The 18,144-nt window shown below is 59.5% G+C and carries 21 protein-coding genes, 1 tRNA gene and 1 pseudogene; 17 read left to right on the forward strand and 6 right to left on the reverse strand.

The genetic code is table 11. From position 1 onward, the window contains the following. Nucleotides 1-5 precede the first annotated feature (5 nt). On the reverse strand, nucleotides 6-566 hold the full coding sequence (locus tag ACA046_RS07290) for a glycine cleavage system transcriptional repressor (protein WP_003172487.1): 561 nt from the start codon (nucleotides 564-566) through the stop codon (nucleotides 6-8). Between the two features lie 261 nt (nucleotides 567-827). On the opposite strand from ACA046_RS07290, the gene dapA reads away from it, so the two are divergent. From dapA to ACA046_RS07345, 11 genes are all read left to right on the forward strand, one after another. Beyond that, nucleotides 828-1,706 (forward strand): 4-hydroxy-tetrahydrodipicolinate synthase, encoded by an 879-nt coding sequence (gene dapA, locus ACA046_RS07295; RefSeq protein WP_459026719.1) that lies wholly within the window; start codon nucleotides 828-830, stop codon nucleotides 1,704-1,706. 17 nt (nucleotides 1,707-1,723) lie between these two features. Next, complete coding sequence (gene bamC / locus ACA046_RS07300; protein ID WP_076015929.1) at nucleotides 1,724-2,839, forward strand: NlpB/DapX family lipoprotein; 1,116 nt, start codon at nucleotides 1,724-1,726, stop codon at nucleotides 2,837-2,839. Nucleotides 2,840-2,843: 4 nt separating this feature from the next. Continuing rightward, nucleotides 2,844-3,602, forward strand: a complete 759-nt coding sequence (locus ACA046_RS07305; RefSeq protein ID WP_318301268.1) for an MBL fold metallo-hydrolase — start codon at nucleotides 2,844-2,846, stop codon at nucleotides 3,600-3,602. A 28-nt stretch (nucleotides 3,603-3,630) separates the two neighbouring features. Further along, the gene (gene purC, locus ACA046_RS07310) at nucleotides 3,631-4,344 is read left to right on the forward strand and encodes a phosphoribosylaminoimidazolesuccinocarboxamide synthase (RefSeq protein WP_003211975.1); all 714 of its coding nucleotides are present in this window, start codon (nucleotides 3,631-3,633) and stop codon (nucleotides 4,342-4,344) included. Between the two features lie 83 nt (nucleotides 4,345-4,427). Then, a tRNA-Ser gene (locus ACA046_RS07315) sits at nucleotides 4,428-4,517 on the forward strand. A gap of 121 nt (nucleotides 4,518-4,638) precedes the next feature. Then, complete coding sequence (gene mntA, locus ACA046_RS07320) at nucleotides 4,639-5,034, forward strand: type VII toxin-antitoxin system MntA family adenylyltransferase antitoxin (RefSeq protein WP_459026722.1); 396 nt, start codon at nucleotides 4,639-4,641, stop codon at nucleotides 5,032-5,034. After that, a complete protein-coding gene (gene hepT, locus ACA046_RS07325) occupies nucleotides 5,024-5,458 on the forward strand; it encodes a type VII toxin-antitoxin system HepT family RNase toxin (RefSeq protein WP_076015926.1) in 435 nt (144 codons plus the stop codon). Before mntA ends, hepT begins: the two co-directional genes overlap by 11 nt. A 76-nt stretch (nucleotides 5,459-5,534) precedes the next feature. Further along, nucleotides 5,535-6,092: a cytochrome b gene (locus tag ACA046_RS07330; RefSeq protein WP_459026724.1), complete on the forward strand. Its 558-nt coding sequence runs from the start codon at nucleotides 5,535-5,537 to the stop codon at nucleotides 6,090-6,092. Between the two features lie 43 nt (nucleotides 6,093-6,135). Continuing rightward, nucleotides 6,136-6,687, forward strand: coding sequence for a tetratricopeptide repeat protein (locus tag ACA046_RS07335; protein WP_459026726.1), 552 nt, complete (start codon nucleotides 6,136-6,138; stop codon nucleotides 6,685-6,687). Between the two features lie 59 nt (nucleotides 6,688-6,746). Then, the gene (locus ACA046_RS07340) at nucleotides 6,747-7,244 is read left to right on the forward strand and encodes an RNA polymerase sigma factor (protein ID WP_459029213.1); all 498 of its coding nucleotides are present in this window, start codon (nucleotides 6,747-6,749) and stop codon (nucleotides 7,242-7,244) included. Then, complete coding sequence (locus ACA046_RS07345) at nucleotides 7,241-8,008, forward strand: anti-sigma factor family protein (RefSeq protein WP_497676190.1); 768 nt, start codon at nucleotides 7,241-7,243, stop codon at nucleotides 8,006-8,008. The genes ACA046_RS07340 and ACA046_RS07345 overlap by 4 nt, the downstream gene beginning before the upstream one ends. A gap of 43 nt (nucleotides 8,009-8,051) precedes the next feature. Here ACA046_RS07345 and ACA046_RS07350 read toward each other — a convergent pair whose 3' ends face one another. Beyond that, a complete protein-coding gene (locus ACA046_RS07350) occupies nucleotides 8,052-8,993 on the reverse strand; it encodes a LysR family transcriptional regulator (protein ID WP_497676191.1) in 942 nt (313 codons plus the stop codon). Nucleotides 8,994-9,152: 159 nt separating this feature from the next. Between ACA046_RS07350 and ACA046_RS07355 the strand changes: the two genes are divergently transcribed. The 5 genes and pseudogenes from ACA046_RS07355 (at nucleotide 9,153) to ACA046_RS07375 (ending at nucleotide 14,557) form a co-directional block, all read left to right on the forward strand. Next, on the forward strand, nucleotides 9,153-10,463 hold the full coding sequence (locus tag ACA046_RS07355) for an MFS transporter (RefSeq protein WP_459026732.1): 1,311 nt from the start codon (nucleotides 9,153-9,155) through the stop codon (nucleotides 10,461-10,463). A 22-nt stretch (nucleotides 10,464-10,485) separates the two neighbouring features. Then, on the forward strand, nucleotides 10,486-11,715 hold the full coding sequence (locus tag ACA046_RS07360) for a Zn-dependent hydrolase (RefSeq protein WP_497676192.1): 1,230 nt from the start codon (nucleotides 10,486-10,488) through the stop codon (nucleotides 11,713-11,715). An 11-nt stretch (nucleotides 11,716-11,726) separates the two neighbouring features. Continuing rightward, complete coding sequence (locus ACA046_RS07365) at nucleotides 11,727-12,752, forward strand: histone deacetylase family protein (RefSeq protein ID WP_497676193.1); 1,026 nt, start codon at nucleotides 11,727-11,729, stop codon at nucleotides 12,750-12,752. Between the two features lie 179 nt (nucleotides 12,753-12,931). Then, nucleotides 12,932-13,699, forward strand: a pseudogene (locus ACA046_RS07370) (MCP four helix bundle domain-containing protein); the annotation flags it as partial. Nucleotides 13,700-13,747: 48 nt separating this feature from the next. Beyond that, a complete protein-coding gene (locus ACA046_RS07375; RefSeq protein WP_497677051.1) occupies nucleotides 13,748-14,557 on the forward strand; it encodes a methyl-accepting chemotaxis protein in 810 nt (269 codons plus the stop codon). On the opposite strand, the gene ACA046_RS07380 is transcribed toward ACA046_RS07375, so the two are convergent. The 3 genes from ACA046_RS07380 to ACA046_RS07390 all read right to left on the reverse strand — a co-directional run bounded on the left by ACA046_RS07380 (nucleotide 14,526) and on the right by ACA046_RS07390 (nucleotide 16,103). Next, nucleotides 14,526-15,377, reverse strand: a complete 852-nt coding sequence (locus ACA046_RS07380; RefSeq protein WP_497676194.1) for an SMP-30/gluconolactonase/LRE family protein — start codon at nucleotides 15,375-15,377, stop codon at nucleotides 14,526-14,528. The two genes, ACA046_RS07375 and ACA046_RS07380, sit on opposite strands and share 32 nt — an antisense overlap. A 127-nt stretch (nucleotides 15,378-15,504) precedes the next feature. Then, nucleotides 15,505-15,825 carry a type II toxin-antitoxin system RelE/ParE family toxin gene (locus ACA046_RS07385; protein ID WP_497676195.1) on the reverse strand — a complete coding sequence of 107 codons (321 nt, stop codon included), beginning with the start codon at nucleotides 15,823-15,825 and terminating at the stop codon, nucleotides 15,505-15,507. After that, on the reverse strand, nucleotides 15,822-16,103 hold the full coding sequence (locus tag ACA046_RS07390) for a ribbon-helix-helix domain-containing protein (protein WP_083676694.1): 282 nt from the start codon (nucleotides 16,101-16,103) through the stop codon (nucleotides 15,822-15,824). Before ACA046_RS07390 ends, ACA046_RS07385 begins: the two co-directional genes overlap by 4 nt. Nucleotides 16,104-16,485: 382 nt before the next feature. Here ACA046_RS07390 and ACA046_RS07395 point away from each other — a divergent pair, with 382 nt between their 5' ends. Next, a complete protein-coding gene (locus ACA046_RS07395) occupies nucleotides 16,486-17,388 on the forward strand; it encodes a LysR family transcriptional regulator (protein ID WP_076015915.1) in 903 nt (300 codons plus the stop codon). On the opposite strand, the gene ACA046_RS07400 is transcribed toward ACA046_RS07395, so the two are convergent. Next, nucleotides 17,380-18,138 (reverse strand): substrate-binding domain-containing protein, encoded by a 759-nt coding sequence (locus ACA046_RS07400; protein ID WP_459026742.1) that lies wholly within the window; start codon nucleotides 18,136-18,138, stop codon nucleotides 17,380-17,382. The genes ACA046_RS07395 and ACA046_RS07400 overlap by 9 nt on opposite strands. Nucleotides 18,139-18,144: the final 6 nt, after the last annotated feature.

An 18,144-nucleotide genomic window follows, 5' to 3' on the forward strand; every position in this document is an offset into this window, starting at 1 on the left:
CTTCCTTACATTGGGTTCTGTGGGCGCCATGGCTCGATCAGTGCGTCGAGGTTCAGGGCATCGGCGAAATCCAGGAACTGATCGCGCAGCCAGCTGATCTGCACGCCGGCCGGCAAGGTCACGGTAAAGGTGGCGTTGAGCATGGTGCCGCCGGTCTGTGGGGCCTGATAGGTGTCGCAGGTCAGGTTTTCCAGCTCGACGTTATGGTCGATAAAGAACTGGCACAGCTCGTTGACGATGTCCGAGCGGTAGGCCGAACTGACATAGGCAACATAAGGCAGAGCCTGGGGACGGTTCTCCAGGGCAGCGCTACGGACCACGTTGACGGTGAAGTCGTGCTTCTTGGCCAAGCCCGGCAAGCCGGTTTCAAGGCGGGCCAGGGCATCCCAGGTCCCGGAAATCTGCAGGACCAGCGCGCTGCACTCGCCATGGCGGGTCAGGCGGGAGGTCACGACGGCGCAGCGGTTTTCATGGCTGGCGCGGCACAGGACGTTAGTCAGCTCCATGGGGTTGGCGCCAAGGGCACTGATGACAAGGAATTGTTCGCGGACTGTGGGGGTGGACATGCAGCCTTCCTAAAGCGATGAGCGGTCGATACGATGAAAGCGGTATCAATCAAAGGATGAAGGGTAGCGAAAACCATCGCCAAGGGCTAGGAGGTGGCGTTTTCATTACGTAATCAGCTTCATCAAACCCCGCTTTGGCCGAATGATGGCGTTGCTGCGAACTAAGTTGATCCAGAACGCATCCTCAGGCGGTACTTCGCTTGTACAAGCATCTTGGCGCCAGTACCATTACCGCTCTCTTTTTCCGGCAGGAGCGGTTGCATGATTGCGGGCAGTATGGTGGCACTGGTCACACCCATGGATGCACAAGGTAATCTCGACTGGGACAGCCTGGGCAAACTGGTGGACTTCCACCTGCAAGAGGGCACCAACGCCATCGTGGCGGTCGGCACCACGGGTGAATCGGCCACACTTGATGTGGAAGAACACATCGAAGTGATCGAGTTCGTGGTCAAGCGCGTTGCAGGGCGTATTGCTGTCATCGCCGGCACGGGCGCCAATTCGACCCGCGAAGCGATCGAATTGACCAAGAACGCCAAGAAAGCCGGCGCCGATGCCTGCCTGCTGGTGACCCCGTACTACAACAAGCCGACCCAGGAAGGCCTGTACCTGCACTTCCGCGCTATTGCCGAAGCGGTCGACATCCCGCAGATCCTCTACAACGTGCCTGGCCGTACCGCCTGCGACATGAAGGCCGAGACCGTGATCCGCCTGTCCACCGTACCGAACATTATCGGTATCAAGGAAGCCACCGGTGACCTGCAACGCGCCAAGGACATCCTGGCCGGCGTCAGCAGCGACTTCCTGGTGTATTCCGGTGACGACGCCACTGCCGTCGAACTGATCCTGCTGGGAGGCAAAGGCAATATCTCGGTGACTGCCAACGTCGCACCGCGCGCCATGAGCGAGCTGTGCGCCGCGGCCATTGCCGGTGATGCGGTCAAGGCCCGGGCGATCCACGAACAACTGGCACCGCTCAACAAAAACCTGTTTATCGAATCCAACCCTATCCCCGTGAAATGGGCGCTGCATGAGATGGGCTTGATGCCGGACGGTATCCGTCTGCCGCTCACCTGGCTCAGCGAAGCCTGTCACGAACCGCTGCGACTGGCCCTGCGCCAGTCCGGCGTCCTGGTTTAATTGAGGAAGCACTACGCATGAAGCGATTGGCCGGACTTTCCGCACTTGCCTTGATTATCTCCAGCACCAGTGGCTGCGGTTGGATCTGGGGCCCGGAAGGCTACTTCCGCGACCGCGGTAGCGATTACCTGGAAGCCCAACAAACCGCCCCGATGAAATTGCCGTCGGACGTCAATGTCGCCAAGCGCCTTGACCCGTTGCTGCCGATTCCGCGCAACGTGGCCGACGACACCTTCAAGGGTGAGTACGAAGTGCCGCGTCCACAGCCGCTGTCGGCCGTGGCCGATGCCAGCGACTACAGCCTGCAGAAGAGCGGCGATACCCGCTGGGTCATGGCCCAGCGTCCGCCTGCCGAAGTCTGGCCGGTGGCCGTGCAGTTCTTCCAGGACAACGGTTTCCGCATCGATGAGCAACGCCCGCAGACCGGTGAATTCACCACCGCGTGGCAGCACACCAGCGAACTGTCGGCGTCCATGGCCAAGCGCCTGCAAGCCGGCGGCGTAGCCAATGACAGCGAAGCCCGCATCCGCGTGCGCATCGAGCCAGGCGTGCAGCGCAACACCAGTGAAGTCTATGTGGTAAGCGCCGAGCGTCCTGCCGGCAGCACCGCCAACGTCGACTTCACCCCACGTTCGGTCAACACCGGCGTGGACGCTGCCCTGGTCGACGAAATGCTCGCCAGCATGAGCCGTATCTCCGAGAAGGGCGGTTCCGTCTCCCTGCTCGCCGCCGGTAGCTTTGACACACCTAGCCGCGTCAGCCTCAGCGAAGACGGCAGTGGTAACGTTGTGCTCAACCTGGGTGAAGACCTGGATCGCGCCTGGTCGAGTGTCGGTCGCGCGCTGGAACACGGCGAATGGCGCGTTGAAGACATCAACCGCAGCCTGGGCCTGTACTACATCAACTTGGCTGAAAAAGCCGAGAAGAAAGACGAAGAGCCAGGTTTCTTCAGCAAGCTGTTCGGCAGCAAGCCGACCAAGGAAGAAGTCGAGACTCGCGCCGAGCGTTACCAGGTTCGTTTGAGCAAGGTAGGCGAAAGCGTGCAAGTCACCGTCGAGAAAAACATCAACACCGTGGCGCCGGCAGAAGTGGCGCGCAAAGTGTTGGGCGTGATTCAGGACAACCTGGGCTGATCCGATGCGTTTTGCCGTTCTCGGCAGCGGTAGCCAAGGGAACGGAACGCTTGTAGCCCACGACGACACGTACGTCCTGGTGGATTGTGGTTTCTCCCTGCGGGAAACCGAGCGCCGCCTGCTGCGCCTGGGGGTTCACCCTGCACAGCTGAGCGCGATTCTGGTGACCCACGAACATGCCGACCACGTGCATGGCGTGGGTTTGCTGTCTCGGCGCTACAATCTTCCGGTGTACCTGAGTCGCGGTACCTTGCGCGGGATGCGCAAACCGATTGAACCCGCAGGTTTGCTGGCTGGTGGCGAGCAATTGCAGATCGGCGCCTTGAGCATCGCTGTGATTGAAGTGGCCCACGATGCCCAGGAACCGACGCAATACGTATTCAGTGACGGTGAACGGCGCTTCGGCCTGCTCACCGACCTGGGTTCCTACTGCGCCAAGGTGCTGGACGGTTATCGCGACCTCGATGCATTGATGATCGAGTCGAACCACTGCCGTGACCTGCTTGCGCGGGGTCACTACCCGGCCTTTCTCAAGCGGCGGGTTGGCGGGCAGTTTGGACATTTGAACAACCACCAGGCGGCGTACCTGGTGTATGAGTTGGGCTGGCAAGACCTGCAACACCTGGTCCTGGCCCACCTGAGCAGCAAGAACAACCTGCCGCAGCTGGCCCGGCAATGTTTTGTCGACACCCTTGGGTGCGACCCGGACTGGCTGCAACTGGCCGATCAAGATTCAGGGCTCGACTGGCGGCACATCGCCTAGCCCACCTACTTAGCAAGCGGAGCCCATCATGGAAAAACGTGAAGAACTCTACCGCGGCAAAGCCAAATCGGTTTACAAGACCGACGACGCCAACCGCTTGATCCTGCTGTTTCGCAACGACACCTCGGCGTTCGACGGCAAGCGCATCGAACAGCTCGACCGCAAAGGCATGGTGAACAACAAGTTCAACGCCTTCATCATGCAGAAGCTCGAAGCGGCCGGCATTCCGACCCAATTCGACAAACTGCTGGGCGATAACGAATGCCTGGTGAAAAAGCTCGACATGATCCCGGTCGAGTGCGTCGTGCGTAACTACGCGGCCGGCAGCCTGGTGAAGCGTTTGGGCGTGGAAGAGGGGCTCAAGCTCAACCCTTACACCTTCGAACTGTTCCTCAAGGACGACGCCAAGGGCGACCCGTTCATCAACGAATCCCACGTCGTGGCATTCGGCTGGGGCACCGCTGAGCAACTGGCTCGCATGAAAGAACTGTCGTTGAAGGTCAACGACGTCCTGAGCAAACTGTTCGACGACGCCGGCCTGCTGCTGGTGGACTTCAAACTGGAATTCGGTGTGTTCCACGACGGCTCCATCGTCCTGGGCGACGAATTCAGCCCGGACGGCTGCCGCCTGTGGGACAAAGACACCCGCAAGAAAATGGACAAAGACCGCTTCCGCCAGGGCCTCGGTGACGTCATCGAAGCCTACGAAGAAGTCGCCAACCGTCTCGGCGTACCGCTGTAATCGACGCAAGCATCTGATAGCACGGAAAAAAATCGCTTTGGCGCTTTGCTTCCAGGAAACAGGCTGTTATGATGCGCGCCGTTGGAGAGATGCCAGAGTGGCCGAATGGGACGGATTCGAAATCCGTTGTACCTTCACCGGTACCTAGGGTTCGAATCCCTATCTCTCCGCCATTATTGAAAAATGAAAAACCCCCGATAACTTCAATGTTGTCGGGGGTTTTTTGCTTTCAGTCAGAAACTGCATAATGAATTCTGCTACGGTCTTCGTTAATTGGCGCTTCGGACATCAGTCATGAATTTTAAAAAAGTACTGGCGCGTTTGCAGGCTGAAGTTCCCGAGCTATTGGCTGTGTATGTGTTCGGTAGCCAAGTGACGGGTGAGGCTGGTAGTGAGAGTGATCTGGATGTTGCGGTCCTTTCTGCGGGAACGGTCGAGCCTTTATTGCTATGGCAGCTCTCCGGGGAGTTGGCCGATATAGTTGGAGTTCCAGTCGACTTGCTTGATTTGCGCGCAGCCTCAACAGTAATGCAATACCAAGTATTGACCACTGGGCGTCGGCTCTGGTCCGGGAATGTCCAGGCGGGTCTATTCGAGAGCTACGTCCTGAGCGAAAAAACCGCGCTGGACACGGCAAGGGCTGAGTTGTTGGCGGATATCCAGAAGGAAGGGAAAGTTTATGGTCGATGATGTTCTCATCAATAAAGCAGCCAGCATTGAGCGGTGCGTTGCTCGCGCCCGTCAGGAATACGATAAAGATCCCACCAGCTTCGCCACAGATTTCACGCGCCAGGATGCGGCGATTTTGAATATTCAGCGTGCCTGCGAGGCAGCGCTGGACATGGGCCAACACTTGATTCGTCGTGAGCGCCTGGGGGTTCCACAAGGGGCTCGTGACGTGTTTGAGTTGTTGTGTCAGGGCGGTTGGGTCAATCCTGCGTTGCTGACCAACCTGAAGAACATGGTCGGGTTCCGTAACATTGCTGTTCACGAGTACCAGACGCTTCAGTTGCCGATTACCGTAGCGATCATCACAAAACACCTAGGTGAATTTCTAGCATTTAGTTCGCATATTTTGACCAAGGATGCTGGGTTGGAAAATAAACAGGTCTAATCTGTAAATTTCCCCCTCCCTCTGAATAAGTTTTCCTGCTGCGGTGTTCACCACACAGACCACCCAGGAAACGCCCATGAACAGTCCCGCCGACCGCTACGACCGCCTGACCCGCACCTTCCACTGGCTGACCGCCGCCCTGGTGATCTTCATGTTCGCCAGCGCCCACATCTGGGAAAACCTGGAAAAAGGCACGCCACTGCGCAAAGGCCTGCAATCCGTCCATATCTCCCTCGGCATCGCCATGGCAGTGCTGATCGCGGCACGTATCCTCTGGCGGCTGTTCGGTGGTAATCACCCAAAGGCCGACAACCACCCTGCGCTTAAGCTGGCCGCCAAGATCGCCCACGGCTGTCTATACCTGTTACTACTGACGCAAGTGACCCTGGGCTTCCTGTTCCGCTGGGCCCAGGGCGAGCCATTCAACTTTTTCGGACTGTTCCCCATTCCCGCGCCATTCGTGATTGATCACGAATGGCGTGGCACCCTGGGTGGGCTGCACAACAACGTCGCGTGGGCGATCATCGTGCTCGCGGGGCTGCATGCCTGCGCCGCGCTGTGGCATCACTACATCAAGCGCGACAGCACGCTGCGCCGCATGCTGCCCGGCCCTCGGGGCGATCTTCAACACTGAGTTTGCTGCTGTACTTTCCCTATCGTTACGGAGCATGAGCGCCATGAAGAATCGCCACGAACACGCTGTTGGTTACCGTACCGCTTTGTTCTTCGGTGCCTGTATGGCCGCCGCACTGCTGGCCGGTCAGGCTCATGCTTCCGGTGACGAATCGGCGCCACCCAAGCCCAACTGCCCCAAAGGCCAGGTCTGGGACACCAAGACCGGCAAGTGCGTGCTGCAAACCAGCAAAGCCACGTCAGACGCCGACCGCACTGACTACGCCTATCGCCTGGCCAAGGACGGGCGTTATGAAGAAGCCTTGTCACTGCTCGACACCCTGCAAAACCCGAACACCGCCAAGGCCCTGAACTACCGCGGCTACGCCACCCGCAAGCTGGGCCGCACCGACGAAGGCATCAGCTACTACCTGAAATCCGTGGCCCTGGACCCCAACTACGCACAAGTCCGTGAGTACTTGGGTGAGGCCTACGTCATCAAGGGCCGCGTGGACCTGGCCCAGGAGCAACTGGTGAAAATCAAGGCCTTGTGCAGCACCACCTGCGAAGAATACGAAGACCTGGCCGAAGCCATCGCCGCCGCGCCTCAGGCTTGAACCCGTGAGCGAACAGTCGGGAGATTGCCATCAGCAAAGACGCTGAGTTGCGTCGTGAGTTGAGCCAGTTGTTGCCACGTTTATGGCGATACGGGTTGGTGCTGTCGCGACAAAAGCATGTGGCGGATGACCTGGTGCAAGCCACTTGTGTGCGGGCACTCGAGCGTGCAGGCCAGTTCATGGCCGGCACGCGACTGGACCGCTGGTTGCTGACGATCATGCATTCGATCTGGCTTAACGAATTGCGCTCGCAACGGGTACGGCAAGGCCAGGGGTTTGTCGACGCTGAGCAAGAGTTGTCGTTCGACGGCGAAACCCTGGCTCAGGATCAAGTGCTGGCCGCGCAGGTGATCAAGCGCGTCAATGCATTGCCCGAAGCCCAGCGAGAGACGGTGTTTCTGGCCTACGTCGAAGGGCTTTCATACAAGGAAATTGCCGAAGTCCTGCATATCCCGGTGGGAACGGTGATGAGCCGGCTGGCCGCTGCGCGCTTGAAACTGGCTGAACCGGCGCACTCGAGCGGCTTGTTGGATAAATCGAGCGGAGAACGACGATGACTCAAAACACCCCACCGTCGGATGAACTGCTGGTGGCTTATCTGGACGGTGAGTTAGACCATGAGCAGCGTCAGGTTATCGATAACCTGCTGGGGATCGATCCAGCCATGACTGCCCGCGTAGAGCAGCTCAAACGCGGGCACCTGTCGTTCAAATCAGCTTTCGATTCGGTACTCGATCAAGCTCCCACCGAACGTTTGCAGGCGATGCTCGATAGCCTGCCGCCGGCGCAAACATCGACCCTGAGTCGACGCAGGTTTTTCGCGGTAGCGGCAAGCTTTGCGGTGGCCGGCGTGGTCGCCGATCGGCTGTTCATGACCTGGCCCCGGCCTGAACCCGGTTCGGGCTGGCGTGCCTCTGTCGCCGAATACATGGCGCTGTATACGCCCCAGACCTTGGAAAACCTCAGCGCTGATCCCGACTCGCTTATCGCCCAACTGAGTTCGGTAGGGCGCCAGCTCGGTCTGCCGCTGAGCTCAGAGGCGATAAGCCTGCCGGGCGCCGAGTTCAGGCGCGCACAAATCCTCGACTACGATGGCGTATTAATCGGCCAATTAACGTACCTCGACCCACGTCACGGCCCGCTGGCGCTCTGTATTACGTCTGCAAAAAAAGGCCGGATGCCCATGGCCACCGAACAGCGTCGTGGAATGAACGTGGTGTTTTGGTCCAATCCAACCCATGCCTTAATGTTGATTGGCAGAAACCCGTTTGAAGATTTGCAGATCATGGCGCGCAGTGCCGAGAAGGCTCTGGCCGTGTAGTCATTGGCATGGAGTAAACCCTTCGACTGTTCACCAATGCCATCTATTCAGCAGCCAATCGCGCCGACAGGCTTTCAATAAACACCGTCTCCGCCCGGCTCATCTTCTGCTCGCGGTTCCACAGCAGGTGGATATCCACGTCGGTAATCCCTTCGTCCGGCGGCAAGCGCCACAGCAGTCCATTCTTCACATCTTCGGCCACCACATGAATCGGCAGGCAGCCCAGGCCAAACCCGGCAATCACCAACCGCCGCACTTCCTCCAGGCTGGAGGACGACGCCACGATGCGCCCGCTGAAGCCCTGCTGGTCACGGAAGATCGTCAATGGCGAGAGCATCCCGCCGATCTGGTCACTGGTGAAACTCACGAAGTTCTCCGACTGCAAATCGCCCTCCGCCAAACCGGTACGCCCGAACAGCGGGTGATGCCGGCCGCAAAAAAAGGCATAGCGCTGACGCAGAAACAGATGCTGCTCCAGTCGTGGTTGCGGCCGGCGGTTGAGGCTCAGGCCCAACGTCGCGGTTTTCTCCAGCAGGGCGGCGACGATGTCCGAGCTGCGCATCACTTCGACGTCCAGTTCGACCCTGGGATGCTGACGATGGAAGTCGGCGAGAAAGTCATCAAAGGTGTCTGAATTGATCCGGCTGATCATCAGCAACCGCACCTTGCCGATCACCTCGTCACCGGGCTTTTGCAGGGCGTTGCTCATCTGCGAGACCTGGCCATACATCTCGCCGGCGATCGCGAATATCTGCTCGCCGGCTTCGGTCAGTACAAAGCGTGGGCCGCGTCGGGCAATAAGCTGGCAGTCGAGTTGCTCTTCCAGGCGCTTGAGCGCCTGGCTGATGGCCGGCTGTGTCAGGTGCAGGCGTGCGGCGGCGCGGCTGATGCTCAGTTCCTGGCCGATCACCCGGAAGGTGCGCAGCAGGTTCCAGTCCAGGCGGTCGTTGAGCAGTGGGTGAACATCGCGGCGGTTTTCAGGCATGGCGACAGCTCGATAATAAGCAGGATTTATAATCGGAATAATAAATAGAAAATTGACTAATCATAGCGTCGAGACGAAAAATCACCCTTAACCAGCGCCATCAGAGCGCGTGCGCCAGACCTTTCTCCTGCCAAAAAAATAACCAAAGGAGCCAACCCCATGAAGCCTTCCGCTTCGCCGCAGCCTCGCCGTGCCGCGGCCGCCGCCTTCATCGGCACCATGATCGAGTGGTATGACTTTTACATTTACGCCACCGCCGCGGCGCTGGTGTTCGGTCAGCTGTTTTTCCCTTCCGACGACAAACTGTTCAGCACCATGGCCGCGTTCGGCACCTTTGCCGTGGGCTTCTTCGCCCGGCCGTTGGGCGGTATTGTGTTTGGGCATATTGGTGACCGTATCGGTCGCAAGAAATCCCTGGTGATCACGCTGGTGATGATGGGCGTGGTGACGGTGTGCATCGGGCTGTTGCCGACCTACGCACAGATCGGCGTCGCGGCGCCGATATTGCTGGTGCTGCTGCGCATCGTGCAGGGCATTGCCGTTGGCGGCGAGTGGGGCGGGGCGGTGCTGATGGCCGGTGAACATGCGCCGAAAGGTCGCCGCAACTTCTTTGCCTCCTTTGCGCAACTGGGTAGCCCGGCGGGTTTGATTCTCTCGTTGCTGGCGTTCAGTGCGGTGACCCGTTTGCCGGAAGCCGACCTGCTCAGTTGGGGCTGGCGCCTGCCGTTCCTGGCCAGTGCGTTGCTGTTGATCGTCGGCCTGGCGATCCGCCTGGGCGTCAATGAATCGCCCGAGTTCCTCGAAGACAAGGCCAAGGCGGAAAAAGCCCGGGCCATCACCCAGGATCAGGCACCGGTGATCGAAGTGCTAAGGACTTCATGGCGCCCGCTGTTGCTGTGCATCGGTGCCAATACCTTGGGGATTGCCGGGGTGTATTTCACCAACACCTTCATGATTGCCTACACCACCCAGCAACTTAACCTGCCGCGCTCGTTGATTCTGGAATGCCTGTTTGTCGTGGCCATCATCCAGTTCTGCGTCCAGCCGCTGGCGGCCTGGGTGGCGGAGAAGGTCGGTGCCACACGTTTTTTGTGTGCGATGACCGTGCTCGCGATGGCCTCGCCCTATCCGATGTTCGTGCTGGTCAGCAGCGGCCAGGCGCCGTTGATCATCCTCGGCATCGCGCTGGCCGTGGTGTGCATGGCCTCGTTTTATGCGGTGATCGCCGGCTTCGTCAGCGGCCTGTTCGAAACCCGCGTGCGCTACACCGCCATCTCCCTGGCCTATCAAGTGTGCGGCGCGCTTGCCGGCGGCCTCACGCCGTTGATCGGTACCTGGCTGGCCCATGAATACCAAGGCCAATGGTGGCCGATGGCAGTGTTCTACAGCGCGATCGCGGCGGTTTCGCTGGTGTGCGTACTTGCGTTGTCCCGTCGTCACGCCACCGCCCACCGCCTTGAAATGGCTTGAAGCGTTTGATTGGAGAGTGTGTATGTTGAAGATTAATGGCGAGCGCCTGTGGGCCAGCCTGATGGCCATGGCCGAGATCGGCGCCACGGCCCGCGGTGGCAGTTGCCGCCTGGCGTTGAGCGCCGAAGACCAGGCTGGCCGCGTGCTGTTCAGCCGCTGGTGTGAAGACGCCGGGCTGACCTTGAGCGTCGACGCCATTGGCAACCTTTTCGCCCGCCGCGCCGGCACGGACAATGAAGCGGCCCCGGTGATGATGGGCAGCCACCTCGACACCCAGCCGGAAGGCGGGCGCTTTGATGGCGTCTATGGTGTGTTGGCTGGATTGGAGGTGATCCGCAGCCTCGACGACCACGGGATCAAAACCCGCAAGCCGCTGGAAATCGCCGTGTGGACCAACGAGGAGGGCGCCCGTTTTACTCCCGCCATGCTCGGCTCGGCGGTGTTCACCGGCACCTTGGCGTTGGACAAGGCGCTGGCCACCCAGGATGTCGACGGTGTCAGCGTGGCGGATGCGTTGCGCAGCACTGGCTACAACGGCGAGCGCCCCTTGGGTGGCGCGGTGGATGCGTATTTTGAAGCGCACATCGAACAAGGCCCTATTCTGGAAGACAACGCCAAGAGCATCGGCGTGGTCACCGGTGGCCAGGCGATTCGCTGGCTGGACGTGCGCGTAGAAGGCATGGCCGCCCATGCCGGGACTACGCCGATGCCGCTGCGCAAGGACGCCTTGTATGGCGCCGCGCAGATGATTCAATCGCTGGATAACCTGGCGGCTGATTTTGCGCCTGAAGGCCTGACGACGGTGGGCGAATTGAACATCGCCAAGTCTTCGCGCAATACCATTCCCGGCCTGCTGAATTTCACCGTCGACCTGCGCCATCACCGCGACGCCGACATCGAAGCCATGGAGCAACAAGTGCGCGTCCGTTTGCAGGATATCGCCGCCCAGCGGGGCCTGAGCGTCACCGTCAGCCCGCACTGGATCAGTCCCGCCACGCCGTTTGATGCCGAGTGTGTGGCGTGTGTGCAGTCGGCGGTAGATACGTTGGGGTATGCGCAGCAATCCATCGTCAGCGGCGCGGGCCACGATGCTATCCACCTGGCGCGGTTCTGCCCGACGGCGATGGTCTTTATTCCGTGCATCGGCGGCTTGAGTCATAACGAAGCGGAAGACGTGTTGCCCGAGGATGTTCGCCAGGGCACCGATGTATTGCTCAATGCCGTGTTGAAACGTGCCGGCCAGGTTCAGTAAGGAGAAATCCCATGCGTACTTTTTTTCATCCCGAACAACTTTTGCACCATCCTCGCAGCTACTACTCTCGTGGCCAGATGCGCACGCCGCAGGAGGTCCCGGAGCGCGCCCGCAACCTGCTGCTGGCCGCCCAGACCCTGGGCTTCGAGATCCAGCAACCGCAAGACCACGGCCTTGATCCACTGTTGGCTGTACATGGCGCCGCCTACCTGACCTTCCTCCAGGAAGCCCACCAGCGCTGGAAAGAAATCCCCGAAGACTGGGGCGACGAAGTCATGTCCAACATCTTCGTGCGCGAGCCCAACGCCCTGCGCGGCATCCTGGCCCAGGCGGCGCGCTATCTCGCCGATGGCAGTTGCCCGATTGGTGAACTTACCTGGCGTTCGGCGTATTGGTCAGCCCAAAGCGCGGTCGCCGCAGCCAAGGACATCCTCGACGGCGCGCCCGCCGCTTATGCACTGTGCCGCCCGCCAGGCCACCACGCCCGCTTCGATGCTGCCGGTGGGTTTTGCTACATCAACAATGCGGCGGTGGCGGCGCAGGCCTTGCGCGATGGCTTCGAGCGCGTCGCCGTACTCGATACCGACATGCACCACGGGCAAGGCATCCAGGAGATTTTCTACGACCGTGATGACGTGCTGTACGTGTCGATTCATGGCGATCCAACCAACTTCTATCCCGGCGTTGCAGGTTTTGCGCAAGAGCGTGGCCATGCTTCGGGCGAAGGCTTCAACCTCAACCTGCCGATGGCGCATGGAGCCAGTGAGGCGGTGTTCTTTGAAAAGCTGGAGCTGGCGTTAAAGGCGGTGAAGGACTTCTCGGCGGACGTGCTGGTGTTGTCGCTGGGGTTCGATATCTACGAGCTGGACCCACAGAGCAAAGTGTCAGTGACGCGGGAAGGGTTTGCGCGGTTGGGTGAGTGTATTCGTGGGTTGGGGCTGCCGTGTGTGATCGTGCAAGAAGGCGGCTATCACCTGGAAACGCTGGACCGTAATGCGCAGGCGTTTTTTGAAAGTGCGCAGGCGTGGTCGATCTAACCTGCTGAATAAAGAGTCTCGGACTGCCTTGGAAATACATTCAAGGCGTGTCCGTTCCGTAGGGCATTCAGGTAGGTAATTTATATCCTTTAACTTCTGCTCAATACCCCTCAAGTCCTGCCCAGGCTGGCCGAAACTCTGTCATACGATGTCGTATGCCCATAATGAGAACAAACGCCATGTCGCTTCGCAGCCTGTCCATTGCCCGCCGTGCGGGTCTCGGTTTTGCCTTGATTGCTTTGCTCGTGGCGCTGCTGGGGTTCTTTGCCCTCTCGAACATGGCGAGCATTCGCGAAAGCGCGGTGCAGGTGGAACGTGGCCTGGTGCCGAAAATGCGCCTGGTGTCGGACATTCGCGAAATCATGCTGCGTATCCGCACCATTTCCCTGCGCATGGCCCTTGATTCCAATGCTGCGAGCATCCCGCAATACCGCAGTCAGATGGACACCCGCAGCCAGGACCTGACGAAAAAACTCGCCGACCTGAATGCCGTCATCGACACACCCGAAGTGCGCACTCTCTACGATCAGTTCCAGGTGTCCCTGCGTCAGTACCAGCAAGGCCTGACTCAGTCGTTCATTCTCGCCGACAAGCAGCAGCTCGCCGAGCTGAACAAGTTGCTGCTGGTGGACATGAAAACCGTGGTCGACGGCTCCGGCAATCAGCTCAATGCCCTGGCCGACTACTACAACGCCCAGATAAATATGCAGGGCCAGATGGCAGAGCTGCAGTACAGCCGCTCGCGCACAATGGTCTTCGGTTTTGTTCTGCTGGCCGCGTTGAGCACCGTGGCGCTGGCCTGGTTGCTGACGCGCAGTATCGTTGGCCCTTTGAGCCACGCGGTGCGCGCTGCAGAAAATGTCGCCCAAGGTGATTTGACCCAGACCGTTGAAGTGACCGGTGACGACGAAGTCACGCGCCTGCTCGTGGCACTGCAAAGCATGCAAGGCAGCCTGCGCAGCACCTTGCAGTTGATTCGCCAGTCGGCCGGGCAGATGGCAGCATCGGCCACTGACCTCAACGGTATCACCGACGAGAGCAGCCGCAGCCTGCAAAAGCAGACCGCTGAAATCGAGCAAGCCGCCACCGCCGTCAATGAGATGACTTCGGCCGCCGATGAGGTGGCACGTAATGCCGTTTCCACCTCCGAATCGACCCGACTCTCCAATGAAACGGCCCGCGACGGCCAGCAGCGCGTCGGTGAAACGGTCAGCGCGATTCAGGCGCTGAGTACCAACATCGGCGAAACCTCGAGCCTGGTGCAAAACCTCGCCGATCAGTCGCGGGACATCGGCAAGGTGCTGGACGTGATTCGCTCCATCGCCGAGCAGACCAATTTGCTGGCGCTGAACGCCGCCATCGAGGCGGCGCGTGCCGGTGAGTCCGGACGTGGTTTTGCCGTGGTGGCGGATGAAGTGCGTGCACTGGCCCATCGCACCCAGCAATCGACCCTGGAGATCGACCAGATGGTCACTGCGATGCGCAGTGGTTCCAGCCAGGCGCTGACATCGATGCAATCGAGCACCCAGCGGGCCAGCGAAACGCTGATCCTGGCCGAAGGAGCCGGTGGCGCTTTGAGCCAGATCACCGACTCCATCGACCAGATTCATCAGCGCAACCTGGTCATCGCCAGCGCCGCCGAGGAGCAGGCCCAAGTGGCGAAGGAAGTGGACCGCAACATCGTCAATATTCGTGACCTGTCCGCGCAGTCGTCCTCGGGTGCGGGGCAGATCAACGGATCGAGCCACGAGCTGGCGCGGTTGGCTGTGTCGCTTAATGAGGCTGTGGCGCGGTTTCAGCTGTAACGCGATTCTCCAGTGCCAGGGACGGCACCAGTTCCAGGATACGGTTACGGCCACCTTCGGCCACCAGGTACGTTCCCTTCGTCGTACGCACAATCGACTGTGGCGCCTTCAGGAAAGACAGAATTGTCTGCTGGCGCCCGTGCTTGTCGATCAGCAACAAACGCGCACGGTGGGTTGAATCCTCGTTGATCCATAACCCGCGTTCATCGCACATCAGGAAGGTGGGTTTGTTCAAATGGCTCAGTACCACCGGGTCGCTACCGTCGATGGTCAGCTCTCGCACCACGCCCTTCTTCTTTTCTGTGTAGAGCATGCGCCCATCCGTGCAGCGAACAATCGACTCGCCTTCGCTGAGTTGATCACGCACGACGCTCAGTGTTTTATCGCTCCAGTGATAGCGCAATATCCGGGCACCTACCTTGCGGTCTTCGATGGCGTAGAGATACTCGCCGTCGTCCCATAGCCCTTGCACGCTTTCTCCCTTGAACAGCTCGGTGACGACGCCGCCCTTGAGGAAGCTGACTGGTGCGCCATCCACTTCCTGGCTGAACACCCAACCTCCTTGAGTGGCGACCATGCCGTCGGGCTTGGAGAGATTTCCTACCACCAGTTCGCGTTTTCCGTCCGGTAATAGGCGCACAATACTGCCAAGCCCGTTGCTCAATTCCTGGCTCACCATCAGCGAACCGTCGGGCATCGGCATCAGTGATGCGGCCTTTGCTACGTCTCGGTGGACGACATGAACACTCCAGTCTTCGGCTGCGCTGACCGGGTAGAAGCTTTGCCAGGCGAAGAAGCCCAAAGCTGCAAGGCAGAGCAAACCCAGGAGCCACAACCCCGCTCGAAGCGCTCGATAGAGAGGCGCAGGGCTGGAAGTCCTTTTTATTGTTTCATCCATTGATTGCGTTACCGGTAGCTACTCGTGAATAGAACGATTGGAGCCGAAGTTAACCGTTGTCCTCGTCCTGCAAGAGGGCTGCGTAATCTTGCCCTCCGTAGAACACCCCTAGAATCGATACCGTTTCAGTGTCGGCATCTACTGTAAAAGCGATGATGGTGGTGTGCCGATAGTGAGTGGTACGTAGAGTGGGTAACAAGTCTTCACGGCTGATGCCGCGCAGAGGAAACAGAGACAGGTTTTCGCAGTAAGTGATGATGGCATCTACATAGCGCGCAGCGATGACGGGTGAGCCGGCCTGGGTGACGTAGTCTTCAAGTTCTTCGAGTTGCATTACTGCCTTGGGTGAAAAAGCTACCGTGTAGGTCACGACTTACGGTTGCCTTTCTGTTGGCGTTTGGCTGCCATGTGTTCGCGGACCTGGGCGGCAGACAGCGCGCTGTCTGGATCGGCCTTGAGGGCGACGGCTGCTGGAATCACTTGATCCCGAAGCCAGTTTTCCATTGCTCGGTCACGTGCCAGCAAGATTCGCAGCCCGTCGCGTATGACTTCACTTTCACTGGCATATTCGCCAGTGCTCACTTTGGCTTTGACGAGTGCGGCCATCTCAATCGGCAAGGTGATGCTCATTTGCTGGGTTGAGCGCATGGTAGCGTCCGCTTTTGCTGGGTAGGATTTAATCCTACTCAACGCTGGGCGTGTTGCAAGCGGTAACTGACCAGTGTGAGTCGCTAGAGTCTCCTGAACTGACCAGCGTGCTGTCTGTTTCGTGCAGATACTGATGGGGTAATCCATCGTCAAAGACTTTTCCATAGTGGGCCTAAAAGTGAGAGCTGGATTTGAGGCTGTCAGTATTGACGCTTTTCAGAAGTCTCGTTTCCAACCCACGCAAATTCCCTGCTTATATGTATGACCGCATATTTTCCGTAGGGTTATTGGCTGATCCCGAGTATGTGGCCCGCGCCAATAGCATCCCGCCAGCCCCCATACGATAATGCCCGCCACATCTGCTCAACCAATGGCTGCCCCCGTGATCATCAACTTCGACCTCAACGACCTCCAAGCCTTCCGTGCCGTCGTAGACAAGGGCAGTTTCCGTGCGGCGGCCGAAGCCATCCGTATCTCCCAGCCGGCCCTCAGTCGGCGCATCGAAAAGCTCGAGTCCGCCCTCGACGTCAAACTCTTTGAACGCACCACTCGCCGGGTCAGCCTGACCATGGTTGGTCGCGCGTTCCTGCCGCAGGTCGAGCGCATGCTCGATGACCTGGACATCGCCCTGATGGGCATCAGTAACGTGGCTTCAACCCGTATGGGCAATGTCACCATCGCCTGTGTGCCGTCTACGGCGTACTACTTCATGCCTCACGTGATCTCTGAATTCCACAAGCTCTATCCGAAGATTCGTCTGCGGGTATTGGACGCGAGTGCGGGCGAGGTGTGTGCGGCGGTGGAAAGTGGCGAGGCGGATTTCGGCGTGAGTTTCAGCGGTAGCCTGGCGGACGGGGTGGAGTTCGAGTTGTTGTTGCAGGAACGTTATGTGCTGGCCTGTCGCCGGGATCATCCACTGGCGGACCGTGCCAGTGTGACGTGGGCCGAGGCGTACGAGCACGACTACATCACCGTGGACAAGACCTCAGGCAACCGCTTTTTGCTGGACCAGGCCCTGCGCGGGGTGCGGGTGAAGAAGCAAAGCATCTGCGAAACCCATCACGTGACCACGATGATCGGGCTGGTGGAGGCGGGGCTTGGGGTGGCGATGGTGCCGTCGATTGCGATGCCGGGCGGCAAGCATCCGATTCTGACGAGCGTGCCGCTGGTGGAGCCGGAGGTGGTGCGCAATGTGGGACTGATCAAGCGCCGCGGGCGTACGTTGACGCCGGCGGCACTGGAGTTGGAGCGGTTGACCCGGCAGATGCCGTTCCGGTCAGTGTGATACCGAGTCCAGGCCGGTGGCTTGTACCACCGGTTGCGCCTGGGGTGAGGCGAGGAATTGCAGGAGCTTTTTCGCCTGCGCCGGGTGTTCGGCATTCACTGGAATGCCAGCGGCAAAACGGGTGACGGACTGCACGTCTTCAGGGATTTTTCCGACGTAGGTCACGCCCGGAATCGGCAGCAGTTCGGACACCTGTTGCAAGCCCACCTCGTAATCACCCTTGGCGACTTGCGAGGCTACCGGGATGCGTTCGATCATGGTGCCCTTGGACGGCATGCCGAGTTTCTTGAACAGTTCCTTTTCGACGTAGACGCCGCTGGCGCTGTCCGAGTACGCGACGGATTTGGCGTTGGTCAGTACCGTCTTCAGTTCGGCGTCGGTGGCAATCGAAGGCTTAGCCGCGCCTTCCTTGACTACCAGGCCGATGCGCGAGTCCGCCAGTTCAACGCGGGACGCTTTGTCGACCTTGCCTTGCTTGATCAGCTCGTCCAGGGCGTAGCCGACCATGATCACCACGTCGGCGTGTTCGCCACGGGCCAGGCGGTTGGGAATTGCTTCCGGCGCCTTGCCCATCGACGGGCCGAGGATGGTGTCGAGGGTATCGCCGCTCTGGGTCGCATATTGCGCACCCAGCACCTTGTAGGCAGCGGTGAAGCCGCCGGAGGTCATGACTTTCAGCTCTTCAGCGTGGACCACCATTGCCAGGGAACCGATCGCCAGTGCCACCAGTGTTTTCAATAGGGTTTTCATTCGCGT

Source organism: Pseudomonas sp. LBUM1641, from assembly GCF_059716235.1.